The organism is Caenimonas soli (genome assembly GCF_013155545.1).
Lineage (GTDB): Bacteria > Pseudomonadota > Gammaproteobacteria > Burkholderiales > Burkholderiaceae_C > Ramlibacter > Ramlibacter soli.
In genome coordinates, this window is the sequence record NZ_JABJVV010000008.1 from 278,060 (window position 1) to 294,459 (window position 16,400).

The 16,400-nt window shown below is 60.5% G+C and carries 12 protein-coding genes; 4 read left to right on the forward strand and 8 right to left on the reverse strand.

Annotated elements, in window-relative coordinates:
• The first annotated feature begins 319 nt into the window (after nucleotides 1-319).
• Complete coding sequence (locus HNE04_RS14855; protein ID WP_172220372.1) at nucleotides 320-1,192, forward strand: hypothetical protein; 873 nt, start codon at nucleotides 320-322, stop codon at nucleotides 1,190-1,192.
• Between the two features lie 458 nt (nucleotides 1,193-1,650).
• Here the strand turns inward: HNE04_RS14855 and HNE04_RS14860 are convergent, their stop codons facing one another.
• From HNE04_RS14860 to HNE04_RS14895, 8 genes are all read right to left on the reverse strand, one after another.
• A complete protein-coding gene (locus HNE04_RS14860; protein ID WP_172220375.1) occupies nucleotides 1,651-2,838 on the reverse strand; it encodes a Wadjet anti-phage system protein JetD domain-containing protein in 1,188 nt (395 codons plus the stop codon).
• The gene (locus tag HNE04_RS14865; RefSeq protein WP_172220378.1) at nucleotides 2,835-6,284 is read right to left on the reverse strand and encodes an ATP-binding protein; all 3,450 of its coding nucleotides are present in this window, start codon (nucleotides 6,282-6,284) and stop codon (nucleotides 2,835-2,837) included. Before HNE04_RS14865 ends, HNE04_RS14860 begins: the two co-directional genes overlap by 4 nt.
• Complete coding sequence (locus HNE04_RS14870; protein ID WP_172220381.1) at nucleotides 6,284-6,973, reverse strand: DUF4194 domain-containing protein; 690 nt, start codon at nucleotides 6,971-6,973, stop codon at nucleotides 6,284-6,286. Before HNE04_RS14870 ends, HNE04_RS14865 begins: the two co-directional genes overlap by 1 nt.
• On the reverse strand, nucleotides 6,957-8,420 hold the full coding sequence (locus HNE04_RS14875; protein ID WP_172220384.1) for a DUF3375 domain-containing protein: 1,464 nt from the start codon (nucleotides 8,418-8,420) through the stop codon (nucleotides 6,957-6,959). Before HNE04_RS14875 ends, HNE04_RS14870 begins: the two co-directional genes overlap by 17 nt.
• 163 nt (nucleotides 8,421-8,583) lie before the next feature.
• Entirely contained in the window at nucleotides 8,584-10,260 is a 1,677-nt protein-coding gene (locus HNE04_RS14880; protein ID WP_172220387.1) for a helix-hairpin-helix domain-containing protein, read from the reverse strand.
• Between the two features lie 267 nt (nucleotides 10,261-10,527).
• Nucleotides 10,528-11,289, reverse strand: coding sequence for a PP2C family serine/threonine-protein phosphatase (locus HNE04_RS14885; protein WP_172220390.1), 762 nt, complete (start codon nucleotides 11,287-11,289; stop codon nucleotides 10,528-10,530).
• Nucleotides 11,286-11,945, reverse strand: coding sequence for a vWA domain-containing protein (locus HNE04_RS14890; RefSeq protein ID WP_172220393.1), 660 nt, complete (start codon nucleotides 11,943-11,945; stop codon nucleotides 11,286-11,288). Before HNE04_RS14890 ends, HNE04_RS14885 begins: the two co-directional genes overlap by 4 nt.
• 45 nt (nucleotides 11,946-11,990) lie before the next feature.
• Nucleotides 11,991-12,203: a hypothetical protein gene (locus HNE04_RS14895; protein WP_172220396.1), complete on the reverse strand. Its 213-nt coding sequence runs from the start codon at nucleotides 12,201-12,203 to the stop codon at nucleotides 11,991-11,993.
• 971 nt (nucleotides 12,204-13,174) lie between these two features.
• Here HNE04_RS14895 and HNE04_RS14900 point away from each other — a divergent pair.
• From HNE04_RS14900 to HNE04_RS14910, 3 genes are all read left to right on the forward strand, one after another.
• Nucleotides 13,175-15,739, forward strand: coding sequence for an MBL fold metallo-hydrolase (locus HNE04_RS14900; RefSeq protein WP_172220398.1), 2,565 nt, complete (start codon nucleotides 13,175-13,177; stop codon nucleotides 15,737-15,739).
• 18 nt (nucleotides 15,740-15,757) lie between these two features.
• On the forward strand, nucleotides 15,758-16,105 hold the full coding sequence (locus HNE04_RS14905; RefSeq protein WP_172220401.1) for a hypothetical protein: 348 nt from the start codon (nucleotides 15,758-15,760) through the stop codon (nucleotides 16,103-16,105).
• An 87-nt stretch (nucleotides 16,106-16,192) separates the two neighbouring features.
• Nucleotides 16,193-16,400, forward strand: a 208-nt coding sequence (locus HNE04_RS14910) for a leucine zipper domain-containing protein (protein ID WP_172219146.1), incomplete at its 3' end; no start/stop codon positions are given.

Genomic DNA, 16,400 nt, shown 5'->3' on the forward strand with positions numbered 1-16,400 from the left:
GCATGTCGCAAGAACGTTTGGCGCTGCTGGCCAGGTCGATCGTTCCTACCTCGGTCGGGTCGAGCGCGGGGACAACAACATAGCCATGCTCAGCTGCACAGGATTGCCGGGACCGCGTCTTCCTGGATATTTTTACAGGCTGTGGGTCTTTACAGCCGGTTAGCTTTAAGTAAGAATTCGGGAACCACAACTGCCGAGCAGGCAACACGACCCACGCAAAGCCGACGACGCGGGCGGAAGCAAAACAAAACCGGGACTCCCGCACCTGTGGAAGTCGGCTCGATCAGTGCCCTATGGGCATGCGAAGGAGCCGTGCGCCTTGGAGAATCCACTCGACGACGAAATCATCCTCTACACGAAGATCGAAGACTACGAAGCGCGGCTCGCCTTTGTGGGTCCGATGGAGGTAGAGATAGCCAACCTCGACAAGATCGTCGGGAAATATGAACTCGGCAAGCAGGAGTCGCTGTGGGCGCACTGCGGCTTGAACGGGTGCGACCGGCCACATAGGTTCGGATACATCATCCGCATGAAGGATGGTTGCGAGACCAATTGCGGACACGATTGCGGGCACCGCGAGTTCGGCGTGAACTTCGAGGAAGTGGAAGCCCAGTACAAGCGCGGCGAAGAAGTGCAGGCTCGGCGACGTGCGGCAGAAGATGTTCTGGTGCAGGCGCGTCCTTGGCTGGACGAACTCATTAGACTGCTGCCCGCCATTCGTGCCGCTGAAGGTCTAATGAACGACTTTTCAAATGACTTCCGCTGGCGCATTTCCTTCTGGGGGCAGTTGCACAAGATTGCGAAGGCGGGCGGCGGCGTGAACTTGACGGTGCGCGATGAGGATGGGAAGCTCGTGACTGAGCCGATTGGGCGCATCCATGGTTGCCGGGTGCTGATTCAGAGGCCGATCTGGAATTCCGATTACATCGCAAGTCAAGTGGTGCCTTGGTTGGAGAGCCTGTCGGCTGCGAACGCGATCGAGATTGATGAGTACACCTTCAAGAAGTCGGATGGGGTTCAAAGCATTCTTCGAGAAGCGCCCCAATTCATCGAGGATGTGACCTTATTCCTGAATCGAAACAACTTCGAACTGTTCGACAAGATGTGCATGCGCGGAATCTGCAAGCCGGGTTCGAGCGGTTGGGGCGATGCAATCCGCAAGTGGATGGGCGAGTCGCAGAGGGCCGCGTGAACGTGGCCTGGTTCATGTGCGAATGGTGTATTGAATCGTTGATTCGATACAGCGCCGCAGTGACCTAGGCCAGCTAGAAGAACGCCGTGGCCTGGAGCGCTAGCGTCCGCTGCGCGGCGGCAAACTCCGGTGCTCTGCATTGCCGGAGCTTCCCGCCCTGCTCGAGGCAACCGCCGGCAAGTACGCGACCCGGCGAGCTCCTCCGAAATTCAGTCTGTATTACGCCGGTTCAACGCCACCGCCATGTGAGGCCCTTGGACACGGTCGCGCCCGGCCGCCAGACCTGCATGAGCGAGTCGTACGATGTGGAGAACTGGACCAGCGACTGCAGCAGGCGGTCAACGCCCGTCGGCAGCTCCGCTGCCAGGTTGATACAGGCTGAAGGCGAACAAATAGTCGTCTGTCGGAAGAACAGTCGGCGCTGAGCGCACCGGCCCTTCTACCGTGGCCGGCGAGCGCTACACACAGCAGGCTGCCTTTAGCTGTTCCAACACGAACGGCCACGAGATGCGTTCTTGCTCGAGTCGCACATGGTGCCCCCAACGGTTGGTGCGGATATCTTCGTAGACAGCGAGTTCGGCGGCCGTGAGGCTCTCCGGAGACTCAGCCTTGCTCGGCTTGTCTTCACGCACCCACATCGACCGGTGCGACAAGAGAGTGTTTTCATCCATCAGAACCGAAACCATCGCGGGAAAGCGCCGTCTTGCTCTCGCCAGCGCCGTAAAGCCGTGCGTGTCTAGGTCACCCCAATAGGCTTGCAAAGACGCTTCACGTATCCAGCCGACAGCCTCAAGCTGGTCGACCGCAAGTCCGAGGCGCATGAAGGCCACGGCACCTGCGATGTCGGGAAGTGCAATACCGGTGTTCTGGTTCTCGACAACGATGCAGATGCGCGGCCGGATAGGAAGGACAGCCAGTTCGCCACTAGGCGCTTCGATGTCGCACAACCCGCCCAACTGAGTGCGCAGCTGCGGGCAAAGGACGCGAATACGCATCCGAGCGGGTTCCGTGCGCAGCCCGCAGACCTCATGGAGACCGGCCGTGTCGGGCGCATCAAGAAGGTGCCGGACCAGGTCGGTAACTGCACCACGGCGTTTTTCGACCCACTTCGTGTCAACGTCCTCGACCGGTAGCTGCCGTAGGTAAACGCCTGAGCGGGGATTGCCGAGAAACCACTGCAGGAGGTAGCCGAGTCGCTCGAAATCCTCGTCGGCGAAATCTGCCAGAACGTCGTCGCAATGGCGCGCGGCGGCACGGGAGCCTGCAAGCTTCGGGAATCGTTCGCACCATTGGGCGTACCTGCGTCTGACCCGGTCCCAGGCTACTCTGTGCCCGAGAACAGTTGCGGCCGCGTCGGCTGACGACACCACGAGACGCATGGGCAGCTCCTGGTCGCCGGAGGACCATTTCCGGCTTGCCCACTCCACCGAGCAGCCACCAGGGTCCCAAGCGCGCCAAGCCTGCACCCATTCGCGCGTACTCCCCAGGCGCGGGAACACATCCTTTTCGGTCAGGTCATGAAGAATTACTATGAACGGCCAGCTCTCTTCCCTCGGAGCGACAAGCCAATTGGCATGGTGCGCGTCCCACTTCTTCCGGAGGAGATCCAAGGCTTGCTGCGGAGTAAGCCGCTTCGGCTCGCTCATGCAGCAGCCTCACCTGCGGCTGCTTCGGTGGCGTCCGCCGCCAGTTCCTCCGCTAGCACCTCCTGGACCTCCAATGGCAGGTCGAGGCGGCCCGTCTGGTCAACATAGGTGATGGCGAGAGCCTCGGAGTGCTTGCGGTCGCGGATGCTCACAAACGTCCCACCGCCGATAAAGGGCTCCAATGCCATCACGTTCTTAACTGGTGTGGCTGCGACAACCTGAAAGCCAAAGCTCTTGAAAATGTTCATCACCATTGCGGTGAACTCGTTGTCAGCGCGGTCGAACGCTTCATCCATGACTACGGTCGAATAAGTGGGCCAGACACCCTCCTCGCCGGCCAGCTGGTAGCGCAGGGCAGCAGCCAGCACGGTGGTCGTGAGCTTTTGGCGCTGTCCACCAGACTTTCCTGCGCCGCTGTCGTAGGTTTCGACTTCAATTCCCGTGTCGTCAAACTCAGTCGCGGAGAAGACTACGTGCTGCCGCACGTCCAGCACGAGACTGCGCCATTTGACGTCGGCGGTCTGCTGGCTGCCAAGGCGCTGCACGACCGCGTTCAGGGCGGAAAAACGCCGCTCCATTTCCTCGTCGTCATCCTCCTTGAAGCTGTGGCTTAGAGCGGTCTTCAGCTGGCCGCGGAACTCAATCACTTCCTGCGTGGGCTTGTCCTCGTAGTTGATTTTCAGATACGTGTTCTCGTTGAACGCGCAGCGTCGCAGGCTCTCGTTGACCTGCTCCATCCGCTCGCCGATGTTGCGGCGCTCTTGGTCGAGTTTTGCGTGCAGCACGGCCAGGTTCTGGTCGCTCTGCTCGCGCAGCAGCGCCTTGAAGCGTGCGACGTATTCGTGCAAGCCGTCTGTCTCCAGGCGCTCGAGCTTGGCCATGAAGTCAGGTGCCGACTCCATCTTGGCATCCAGCCCTTTAGCCTCGGCTTCCCACTTCGTGCAGAACACGAAAAGCTTGTGCTCGATGGTCTGCTTAATGTCCGCAGCCTTGGCCGTCGCGGTGTTTTCGCCCTCGCCGATGGCTCGCATCATCGCCGTACACGCCGAGTCGATTTGGTCCGCAGTGAGCTTCTTGCCGGTGGCGTCAAAGCGCACCTGCAGGCGTTCCTGCTGGTTGGGCGTCAGACGTACCGCCAGCGCATCGGCCGGGATTTCGTCAAGCTTCTTCTTGGCCCTGTCGGCATCGCGTACCACGTCCCCGAGGTCGCCTTCGGCCCTCTGGCGAGCCTTGGTGGCCTTGTCCCAGGTCTCGCGCTGGCTGTCGACCTTCTTTTCCAGCTCTGACAGCTGCGGCCGCGCCTTGAACTCCTGCTCGATGCGGTCCTTTAGCGCCTTGATTTCGCCCAGCAAAGCAGCGACATTGGTGTTTTCCCAGGTGACGTTCACAAGCGTCTGGCAGTGGTAGACCTGGTCGCTCTCCTTCTTGATCGTTTCGCGGCCCTTCTCCAGCGCCTTGGTCGCCTTGTCGATGGCAGTGCCCGTCTCGGCGGCCTCCTTCTCGTAGACCGCGCGCTTGTCTATATTGGAAAAGCCAAGCACCCAGCTGCCGCGCTCGTTGATGCGCTTACGGTCATCCTTCTCGTGCCGGCTGCGACTGTGCTTGACCTGGCCTGCGATGGTGACGCCCTTTTCCAACGTGCGCAGCTCGTCCGGGCTCTCCACGCACGCGTAATCGAAGCGACGCAGCTCTTCGCTCACCCACTCGCGGTGCTTGGGCGCAATGTCCAGCTTTCGCAGCAGAGAGTTCGCCGCCGGCTGGGTGACTGGTGCCTGGCTGGCGCGAGCCGTCATGCGCAGGTACACCAAGCGTTGACCGAGGTGCGTGCGGTCTACGTACGCGGCGACTTCCCGGTAGTAGCGCTCCTCGACCAGCAGCGAGGTTGCAAAGCCGCCAAGAACGCGTTCAATGGCGCCGGTCCAGTCCGATTCCTTGGCCTTGACCTGCAGCAGCTCGCCCACGAACGGCAGGTCCTCTTCAGGAATGCTCAGCTCGTGGCACAGCTTTTCGCGCACGCCCAGGAGATGCGAGGGCATGTTGGAGGTGCGTCCCTCCAGCGCCTTCAGTTCCTTAGCCAGCAGGCCAAAGCGCTCCTCGACGATGCGCTTTTCCCCCTTCAGACGGTCCAGCAGTTGCTCATGACGCTCGGCCATCGCATCGCGGCCGTCCAGCGCGGCCTTAGCCTCCGCCTGGGTTTCGGCGAAGCTCTCTGGCGCCCCAGGCATCGCCCAATCCAACGCCCGGCAGGCGGCCGCCATGCGGTCGTGATTGCCTGAGACCTCCGGCAGTCGCACTCGCTCGGCCCGGTCCAGCTGTCCCTGCAAGTCCGCCAGCAGGTTGCCGCCGGCTCCCGCGCGCATCGCCAAGTAGGCGTTGTATTGGGCCTCCTCCCGCTTTTCTTTGGTCTTGAGCTCAGCGATGCGCGCTCCTAGGCCCTCTGCCTTGGTGGAGAGCTCGTCCATCTGCGTCTGCAGCAGGTCCCGGCGGTGCTGCTCGCGCCAGTAGTCCACGCCTGCACGCTCTTCAGAGAGGAGTGACAGGAGCGTCTTGGTCGACTCGTACTGCTCCAGCGCTTCCTGAACGGGACGCAGCGACTCAATTTGCAGCCGCGCGGTTAGCACCGCCTCGTGGGCGGAGTTGAGCACCTGGAACTCGTTTACCAGCGTCTCGGCCACGGTGAACGTCTCCGGCGAGTCGAGCATGAAGTCCCGCAAGAACTTGTTAAGGTCACCGAGGTCTTTCGCCGACTGTGTTTTGTGCAGTAGTCGCAGCGCCCGGTCGCTCTTGATGTCGAACTGGCGAGTGAAGCGAGTCTGGTATCCGCTGAATTCGTCCGTGAAATGCACATCCGACAGCTTCGCCTTCAATCGTCGAACCTCGAAGCCGGTGCCCTCATCCTTAAAGAACTGCAGCTCGCGCAAATGGAAATCACGCTCGGTGATGAAGAAGAGGCGGTGAACGTCGGACTCCGCCGAACCGCTCCCCTTAATCCAGAGAATGCGCCCGAGCACAATGGTGCGGCCGGTGCCGTCCTGATAGGTCTCTGACAGCGCGGACCACGTCGTGCCTGTGCGCAGATATCTCTTAACCTTTTCGCCCTCTTCGCCGGTCTGCGTCGCCCAAGCGCCACGGACGTACGTGGCGAGGCTGCGGTCCCCTGAGCCCTTTTCCGAGCTGCGAGCTGCGGTGTTGAAGTCAAGCCAACGGGGCGGCGTGAGAAGCGACGTGTGGCCGTCAAGAAGAGTCGATTTGCCGGAGCCTGAGGGCCCCAGCACCAAGTGGCCCTGCGAGGCAATGTGAATTTCGCGCAGCTTATCGAACGTACCCCAGTTGTAGGTCTGAATTCGGCGCAGCTGGAACTGAAGCTCCCGACCGGGCTGAACCGCCAGGGAGGCTTGACGGGAAGCCGCGAGCGTTGGGGGCTCGGCAGTCGAGGTTGCGTCCATCAGTGTGTTTCCTCCGACGCAGGAGTGGCGTCAACCGGCAGGTGACGACGAAAGGCTTCCGTGAGCGCTCGGATTTCCTCGACCGGGAACAGCAGGCGCAGGCTAGCGGAGACTTCGAAACGGTCGTCCGCTCCGGGAAGTTTCAGAAGCACCCCAAGCTTCTTGGCCTTGTCAATGGCTCCTTCCATCTGACGCCCGAACCTCGACATGTCGACGTTGTCGCTGCGCTCGTATGCCTTCAGGTACTCGGTCATCTCCAGCTGGTCAACGACCGCCCGCTCGGCCTGCGCCTCCGAGTGCGTGAGCTTCTGCCGCAGAAACAGCAGCAGCACCGATTCGATGAAGCTGAGGCTCTGCTTGCGAAGCAGGATGGGCACATCCACCTCGTCGGAGACTACTTGGCGTGTGAAGGCCACCTTTGCTTCGTTATCAACCACCAGCCCGAGAAAGATGTCGTGTAGTCGGGATTTAAGGTCCCTCTCGTACCGCTTGAAGACCTCCCAAAGCTTCTCGTGCCGACGCGCATCCAATGACGGTCCTTGCAGGAGGCGAACCAACACCCGGCGCGCCGGTACCGGCAGCGTTCCGGTGTCGCCGGCGAACCGCGCCTCGTTCTCCAAAGCTGTATCGCCTTGGCCCTCGGCGCTGAAGTCGAAGTCCTCGGAGTCGCTGTCAACGGGCGAATTCACGTTCTTTATCCTTCAAGAAGTACACCGCAGGAACGACGGCGCTTCGCGCCACTGAATCCATTCCCTTCCAGCTTACCTGCACGTTGCTGTGGGTGACCTGCCCGTGTCGCAGCGCCAGGTAGATGTAGCCAACGACAGAACCTAGCCCTTGGGTCGCCGGATAGACCCGCAGCAGTTCTTCGATGCCCACAACTTGGGACTGCTGAAGACGCTCGTAGATGTTGCGGCGAAGGATGCCGAAGTCGATTTCGGAGTTGCGCACCATGCTCGCGATGTCCTGCAAGCTCATACTCGATTCCGTTGCATCCTCCATTCCGCCCGGCGCGGCTTGGCCTGCCAAGTCAAAAAGGCGCCACTGGGCTGCAGAGCGCAGCTGCGCGCTAGGCAGCCACAGCGAGAAACCGACGTCCTGATTGGGCCGCAGTCGCTCCTTGACCGCCAAAGCGTCGCGCTGCGACTCCCGCAGAACCGCATTGAACCGGCGTTGTTCGAGGTACTCCCGGCTTTGGACGAAGGTGCGCAAGCTGCGCGAGAAGGTCTGCAATACCTCATGCACGTTGCCGCCCTCGTCGAGCAGCCGGCTCGTGAGGTTGCGCAGGAAACGTTTCTCGCCGACCCCGAGCTGGTTGGCAAATTCTCGCGTCACAACCTCAGTCAGCGATTCAGAGAAGATGGTGGACTGCTCGATATCGGTGAGCAGGCGCCAGAAGGCATAAAAGGTCTTACCCGCCGGAGTCTCGCCAATGAGGTCCATGCCGGCGAACAGCTGCTCCAGAACCTGTCCGCGGCTGCCCTCGTTGTTCAGGAGGTCTCCCCGCAGTTGCCGATTGAGCTGGTCAAAATCCTCGCGGACGCGACGGAAGTCCGCTACCAGTTCATCAGCCAAACCGATGATGTCGCGCGCACGCTCCAAGGCACGTTCTGTGGGCAGTGTGTCCACCACGCCCCGCCCGATCTGTTCCAATTGCCTGTCGATTCGGTCGCGCTCGGCCAACAAAGCGGCGCGTCTGCTTGCTGGGTCGGGGTTCGTGTCCTCGGCCAACTTCGTGAGCTGCTGCATGACGGTGGCCAGCCGACTTTCTGTGGCCAGCGCGCGCGGTTGCAGCACACCCTGCAGAAAGCGAATTGCAGTGACCGCGTCGGTCGTAAGTTCGTACTGTTCTTCCTGGGCGCCAGGGGGCAATCGCCGCGTGAGCCATCCTTCAGCCAGCCACAGGGCCAAGTAAGCCTGGCCGCTCTGCGCCATATCCTCGCCCGACTGCTTGAGCTGCTGCAATTCCTGCTGGAGCTTCTCAAGCAGCACAGAGGCTGGAACGACCTTTTCCTCTCCCAAGAGCAAGTCCTGTAGCACCCCCAGCACCAAGGGAGCCTTGTCAGAGGCGAGAAGCTTCCACAAGGGCTGTTCCCGCAGCTGACGCAGCTGCGCGATTGTCTTGAGTGCGCTCACCTGTTCACCACCGAATTTCTCGATGAACAGGTCCAGGGCGGAGCATGGCCAGCATGGCCAAATTCTTTCGCAGCCACTAGGTCAAATAGCGTCCGAGTGACCGAACCAGGTCTACGCTCGCTTCCGCATGCATGGGTTCGCAGCATGTGGCGCATGGCGATTCTCAGAGTACCGCCAGATCAGCGCGGGCCTGGGCGAGTTCTCGGGCTGCGTTTTCCGCCTGCGCCCGCAGCTGATTCGCTCGGGCAGTAGTTTTTTGGGTGAAACCGGCGAGCTCGGCCGGACCGGCAGCGAGCACTCCTTCTATGGCTTTCCGGCGAGCCGTGTACTTCGCACGGACCGCATTCCGGTCGGCTTCTGTGACCGCGGTGTTCGGGTTGAACGTGAACCGGCGCTCACAGCTCGCCCGCCAGTCCATGACTGCGCGCGTCAGGTTCGGGCCGAACCCTTTCACCTGCATCACAGCGCCTCGCGTCACGTCAGCGGCTGTTTCGATGCCAAACGATTTCAGGGCGCTCTTGCGCCCAGCTCCGACACCCGGAATGTCTGCGCTGTCGATAAAAAACCCGTCCAGGAACTTCTGTTTCTGCCGGTCCTGGGCCGTGCTCTTGAGTTGCTCGAGTTCCCTCGCCTCCGCCTGGGACAGCTGTTCGTATTCGACCTTGAGTTTCTCCAGCGCGGAGCGCTTGGCCAGGAACCCCTCGGGACCGGCCTCCTGCCTCAGTTTGCCGACCAGGTCGTTGTACGTGCGCTCTGCTTGTTCGACGGAGTACTTGCGCCCTGAACGCTCGCGGATGCGCTCGGGCGACTCCTTGGGCTTTCGATTGGCAAAGGCGAACCACGTCACCCCACCCCACAGCAGCCAAGCCTTCGGAAAGATGAAAAACATGACCACGCAGAACGCAATCGTGAGGTCCGCACCCAGCGTGCTGCCCTTCTGAGCAGCAGCGCCGGTCACAGACCTGCCTTGGGGTGAGTAGGACCGCGGGTCAGGAACTGCGAGCGCCGGCGGCGGAGTGACTGCTGTGATTCGGGCCCAGACCTGGGTGAGCATGAAACCGTTGCCCGCGTGGGTGACCGTGCTACCCAAGTCTATGAAGTAGACGATGCCCTTCTGCTCGAGGGCACACCATGGACAGGCGCTCAAGTGCCCGGGGAAGACGTGAGTCCTGGAGGACGCGCACTTCTTCAGGTGCTGCCGCTGTGCGTCCAGCGCCTGAACCCACTGGGAGGCGGTCGGCCGGCCCGAATTCGTCCCACGCTCCGTGAATGCCTGGTGGAACATGGCCTCCATCGCGTCCGGAACCATCGACAAGCTGATGGAGCCGGGCGGAGGGCCAATTCCTCGGTTCTGCGCGTCTCGGGCGTACGCGTACCGAAACTCCTTGATGTCAGTCTCAAGCGCGTCCCCAACGCCTTTGCGCAAAGGAACGCCCGAATAGGGATGTCTGCCTCCGAACAGCACGTGAAAGATAAGGAGCGCCAGGCCGAAATTGTCGTGATTCGATGTCCTGGTGACGCCCTTGAAAGAGGAGATGCCCTGAAGCTCCGGCGGCGTGAAGTGCGAAACGCCAACCTCACACAGATGCACAGTGTCCTTGGCGCGAATCTGGTACGAGTCGCTATCGATGAGGACGACCTGGCTGTCCCCTCCCACCATGACGTTGCCTTGGTTCACGTCGCCCAGGACGTGGCCATGCGAGTGCAGCGTGTCGAACGCAGCCGCGGTGTTTCGGGCGACATAGAGCAGGAAGTCCCAGCCCACGTTCGGCCGCTGCTGCCGACGGTGCTTCGGTCCGTAGACCATGTGAACGGGGTCACGGCCAGTCACCTTGGCCATGAGGAACCCCACCACGGCCCCGCCCTTTTGCTTGTGCAGAGTGTCCTGGGGCCAGGCGGCGTACTTCAAGAGGCTGGCGTCCGCAGCCTGCGTCATGAAGGCCAGTTTCGATTGCTTCTTGGCATCCGGCGGCGACAAATACACCTTCGCGACAAAACCCGGGGCGCCCGGAGTCTCATACACGGCACCCTCGCCTCCACGACCGAGCTCGTGGCCTATCTGGATGGGGTTTCCGCGCGAGTTGAACAAGATGCCGCCTCTGCTTCGTCAGGGCACCAGGAGCGCTAAGGCCAGCGTCTTGTCATCGTCCGTGCGCTCGTTGACTCTTTCGCTGTTCAGGAAATCAACAAGCGCCGCAGCGAGCTCGTCCTCCTTGCCTTCTCCCACTGACGAGAGCACCTTGTAGAACGGAGCGAAGAAGGGCTCATGCGCCGTGTTGGTGGACATGTTCAGCGCAAGCCGCTGCAGTCCGTCGCTGAACGCGGCAACCTTGGTCACCTGCACTTGGTACACCCGAGACTTCAACACTGTCACTGCGTCGTCATCGGTTACGAAGTGGGTCATGTTGGCGTACTCGCCAGTCATGGGCTCCACCGCAAGCTCCAGCCCCTGCCCTGCATCCAGAACGATGCCGCCGTCTCCAATCTGAAAAACCAAGGCAGCGGTGGGGAGCACGATGGCGCCCAGAAACGTGCAGGCAAAGTCCCGGGCGACTAGCCCTTCTGCTGCTGCCAGGTGGTAGACGTGTTCGCGGACCGCAGTGACACAGCCGACCGCCCACTCATCGCTCAAGCCGAACTCGACTTGCGCCACGTATTGCTCGAGGTACTTCGCTGCAGCCTGGATGGCTTCGTCAGCGCCCTTGCCCCCATGGCTAGCACTCCCTGCTCCGTCAGCGACAAAAACCGACAGCAGCGGCAGTCCACCAGCAGTCTGGTGGATTTGCGCCCAGCAACTGTCCTCGCAAGGTTTACCGCTTGAGGTGTGTGAAGTTCCGGGCTGTGAAGTGGCTACTACCCGCCAGCTCACACGGAGGTCCAGCCGGAAGGCGGAGTCAGCGCGACGTCAGTGCCGGGGGTCGATTGCGAGACCGACTTAAGCGAGCTCGAAAGCCACTTGAACATGTCGCGGAATCGCAGGCCGTCCAACGACAGAGGTTCACGCAGGCTGATTTGGCTCAGGACATCCATGTTTGCACCCTTCACACCCACAGCGAAGAAGGCGAATTTCTTGCTACTGTCGCCTTCACGCACGGCGGCCGCTGCTGTTTTCCACTCGTCTGTCGGGCCACCGTCGGTGATAAGGAAAATCCAGGGACGGTAGTACGAGATGCCATTCTTCTTGTACTCCGCCTTGCGGTCGTCGACCATCTGAAGCGCTTGGTGAATGGCCGCCCCCATTGGGGTGTCGCCTTGGCTATGCAGCTGCGGAGCAATGAACGACTCTGCGCCGGTGAATGGCATCTCAATGCGCACCGGACCAAACGTGACGATTCCCACTTCGACGCGCTTCATGGCGAGGGAATCAGCGCAAAGCTCGTCTCGAAACAGCGTCAGACCGGAATTCAGCTCATTGATGGGAGCGCCTTGCATTGAGCCGGACACATCGAGGAGGAGCACGCAAGGGCATCGCGGCTCGGGGTTGTCGGCGAACTCGCCGGCACCAAATGAAATCTGCTCAGTCAACGTACTTCCTTTCAAATCGTTGCTATCGTCACTCTCGGCACGGGGTCACCGCCGCCCGCCAAACAGCGACTTGAGCAAGCTCCAGAAGCTGAATGTCGTTCGGGAGTACACGCGGTTGTACGCAGCACGCTTCGGGTTAGTCAGCCAGCCCCATCCACGTGGAGCCTTGACACCGAGGCTGTGCGCTATGAACCGTTTGGGCGACGTGCGTGCCGCAATCATCTTCTTGATGGATGGCTTACGCATGCCGAACTTCATGACACTCCCTCCGAATGCATAGTAGAACCCCATCTACATTTTGTTGCAAGGAACCTTTAACACTCGCCTTGATTGACGCGCCTTGATTAAATACTTTTGTTTCAATGCGTCCTCTGTTCGCCTGCTACTCGACGCCCACACGAATGGGGTCGTCCGTGAGGCGGGGATGCAGAGGCTGTAAAAGTGCTAGATGCGACGACGCGTCAACAGTACGAAGTTCGCTGTGCAGGAATAGATGCCCAAGAGAGGCGCCAACCCTTCGGCAACCGCTCCCGATAGGCACTGGGGAACATGGGTATTTCGGCGCCAAGTGAGCGGGAATGGCACAAGAAGGACCGCTATCAACGCCTTGTGGGGCTGGTGTGGGTTTGAGATTTTCAGGCCATCGTCGACTTCGATTCCCAAGTAGCCGACGGGTGCTTTCCAGACATTTGCGCGATGGCAATAGAGGCATGGCCGCTTTGCCCTAAAGGGACGCTTCAACAATCCACCCTGTCGGCTCTATTGGGAAGGACCTTTGCTATCGCTGCTGATGCTGCCGACCGGATCTCATTGCTGGGGTGTGGGGGAAGAAGTCATTCTTCAGTTCCTTCTCGGCTTGCATCATCTGCCTCTCGGGGTGAACAAATCGCGATTTTGATGAGGCGGCCAAGCCCATGCGTCTCAGACGCACAGCTAATACAGCGCTCCGGCGGAACCACCGTCCGCCACTCTCGCAAGGGATTAGCGGGCACGTTACTGACGGTTCAGTCGAGCCAGCATCGATTGCGGTGACCGAACGCGCCCCTTCAAAGTTCCCGATGCGCGTCCACACTAGTGTCGAGGGGCTCGGCCACGTCCCTGCTACGCCGAACCTTCGGGCTGTGAATCCGCTAGTGCATGGTCAACGCGCATACGTTGCCCTCCCCTAAGTAGAGGTAGCGGAACTGGTCGTTTTCGGCTAAAAAGCGTTCGAACAGCAAGGGGGTCCAATGGCAGACGACACGGTTCCGGGCGATACCGATGCCCATGCGAAGGGGGAGTACTTCTTCCTAGACATGGGGCGAGAGCAGTACGGTGAGTGCACCGTCGTTCGATTTGGCAAGAAGTGCGTGCTCATCGACGGCGCGCACTACGGCGACATCGATGGCCAAGACGAGTCCGCCTCAGTCCCTGAGCAGCTCGCCGAAATCTTCGGGAAAGAGGCCCCGTTTCACTTTGACCTAGTCGTCGTCACGCACTGCCACGCGGACCACATCGGTTGTCTTCCCCAGTTGGTACAGGAAGGCATCGTCACGGCCGACTGGGCGCTGATCACTCACCCCGAACTCGGGTTCGGAAGGTCCGCAGACCCGGACGACACGCATGCCGACCTCGCTGACCCGAGGGCGGCGGCGCTGGCAGCCCTACTTCGTGAAGAGGACATGACGTTCCTTTCGGACGCCGCGCTCGAACGATTTGCGGACGCTGTCAAGGGCGTCGAGGCGCGATACATAGAGTTCATTGACGCTCTCACTGAAAAGGGAACGACCGTAATCGAATACGAGGGTGAACCGCTGCCAGAAGATCTTGTCAAGCAACTGAAGCCCACCGGCATTCGGTTACTTGGCCCATCTACGAAGCAGCTTCTCTTGTGCACGGAGCAAATCGGGCGCACCAATAAAGATGCAGCTGATGCAGTGAAGGATGTGTTGGCGAACGATCCTGAGATTGATGAAATCGGCCTCTACCGACGTCTTTTGCAGCAGCTGGATGACTCCGCTGATGGCGGATACGGGCGCGGCGCGGCAATGAACTGCCAGAGCATTACCTTTGCATTCGGCCCTCCAGAGGAGCGTGTATTGCTCGCCGGGGACATGCAATTCGCCGACCCTGACGTGAGGGGTGTCGACGTGGAAATGGATGCATTGCGTCAGATCGTGCGTGATGCCGGCCCGTACGTGATGTTCAAGACGACCCATCACACAAGCCACAACGGCGTCGACGTATCGGTACTCAAGGAGCTGGGCAATCCTGCCCTGATTGTCCACAGCGGCGGGTGGAACGATCCAAAGCATCCCGATCCTTCGACGCTCGAGACCTTGAAGAGCCGTCGTGCCAAGATTAAGTTCGCTCGCACGGACCGCAACGGAATGATCTGCGTGCGCCCGCATATGCCGGTCGACAAGGCTATTGCGTACGCGGACGGAAAGCTGAACGATTTCTCTGACAACGCGCGGGACGTGGCACCGCCTCCGGCCGGCGGGATCGTCACGATTGCACCAACTTTGCCTGGTTCAGTCCTTCCGCCGCCAGCGCCACAACAACCATCGCTGAGCACGCCGCAGATCGTCATCATCAACCTCCCGCCGGGGCCGGTCGACATGAGCGTGGCGGGCGTTGAGATCGCGGTGAGGACTCCAGGCCAGCTGGCCTCGGTACTAGGCCCCCGAAGCGGCCCAGCGGATCCTCAGGGGATGCCCGTTTTGGCGAGTGGGCGGACTACCCTACCGCCACTTCTGTTTGTCACCAACTCGGACGCACTCCGGGCGAGCATTGGGCAAAAAGGCGCAGGTACCGCACTGGCAATGATTGGCGGTCCGCACGAGCTGCTCGATTTCAAGGGGACAGCACAGGCAACGGCAGATCAGGTCCGAACAAAGCTGGGAGGGGGCCGATATGCAGGCGTCGTCATTCTTGGCGGATACGATGTGGTGCCCAGCCATATCGTGGACGTACTCGACCCTTCGGTGCGCCAGGCGCTGGGCAGCGCTGTCTACGACGATCACGACCACTACTACGTGTGGTCCGACGAGTTGTATACCGACTCCGACGGTGATCTGAGTGGCGAGTTTCCAGTATCTCGGATACCTGATGGTAAGGACGCCAGCTTGCTCATACGCGGTTTGTCCAGTCGGGGTATCGAGGGCAAGGACTCATTCGGCATCCGCAACATTCGGCGACCATTCGCCGAGAAGGTCTGGAGCGACTCAGGCCCTGGGCAGCTCGAAGTGAGCGAGACTTTCACCAGCGGACTTCTGCAAGGGCGTTCTCTGACCGGCGGATACCACTATCACATGCTGCACGGCAGCGATGTCGATGGCACGGAGTTCACCGGTGAGTACCTTAGCCGCCGTGGTGGATCGCCAGTTGCGTTCAATGTGGCGAGCGTGCCCAGACCGTTTGGCGGCGTGGTGTTCTCGGGTTGCTGCTGGGGCGCGTTACCCGTCGACAGGAAGGCAAAGGATGCTGCGCTTACTGGCGTGCGGGGTAGAACTGCATCCGAATCCATCGCGTTGTCCTATCTTGATGCGGGAGCGAACGCCTTTGTAGGATGTACCGGATCGCACTATTCTGGTCCTGACACCACGCCGGCTCTCAACTACGCGATGGACTTCCACAAGGCCTTCTGGGCTCTGATTCGAGGCTCAGATGCCTCTGCTGCCAAGGCTCTGCATGAGGCGAGGTTGCAATTTGGCAAGCAAATAGTTCAAAAAAGCGCTACTCTGGACGAGATTGACCTAGCACGCCGCTTGAAGAATCGTTCACAATTCACATGTTTAGGTTTGGGCTGGTAAACCTGTTAGGAGGCGCTTATGGCCACGAGAAATGGAACCAACAGGGAAGTGCAAGTCGCATTGAGTCGCGACTTGCCTGATTGGAAAGTAAGTGCGTCGCAAGGGCATCAGGACGAGAGCGACACCGCAGCTGCGAACGTTTCGCAGCGAGTCGCGGGTATCGATGAACTGAAGAAGAAATTTCTGGGAAAGAGGACCTTCGTTCGTGGTGCGAACCTACGCCAACCGCCCGCAGACGGCACGGTCGTAGTCGATGCACCGAAGAAAAAGAAGGGCGTTGTGACTGTCCGGATCGAACCCAAGACCGGCGGCGCCGCAAAGGTCGCTGACTTTCGCAACGGCAAGATCACAATCGTTCAAGGCTAGCTGTGATGTTTCAATAGGTTGTTCACCCGGAAGAGTCTGGGAGACTGGAGTTACGACGCTTCAGCACTCTCAGAGGAATTCCCCCGGATGAACAGCCATAAGAATGCCAGATTGACCTTCGAGGGTCGCAAATTGCTTGTTGAACGCATTTCTGTCCTGGGGCTGATGCCCGCGGCCGAGGCCGCGGGCATCAGCCGCCAGACTGCGCGCAAGTGGCTTCGGCGCTTTGAACAAGGCGGCGAGAACAGCTTGAGGGATCGCAGTTCGCGTCCGGCGCGCACGCGCAGTACCGTGG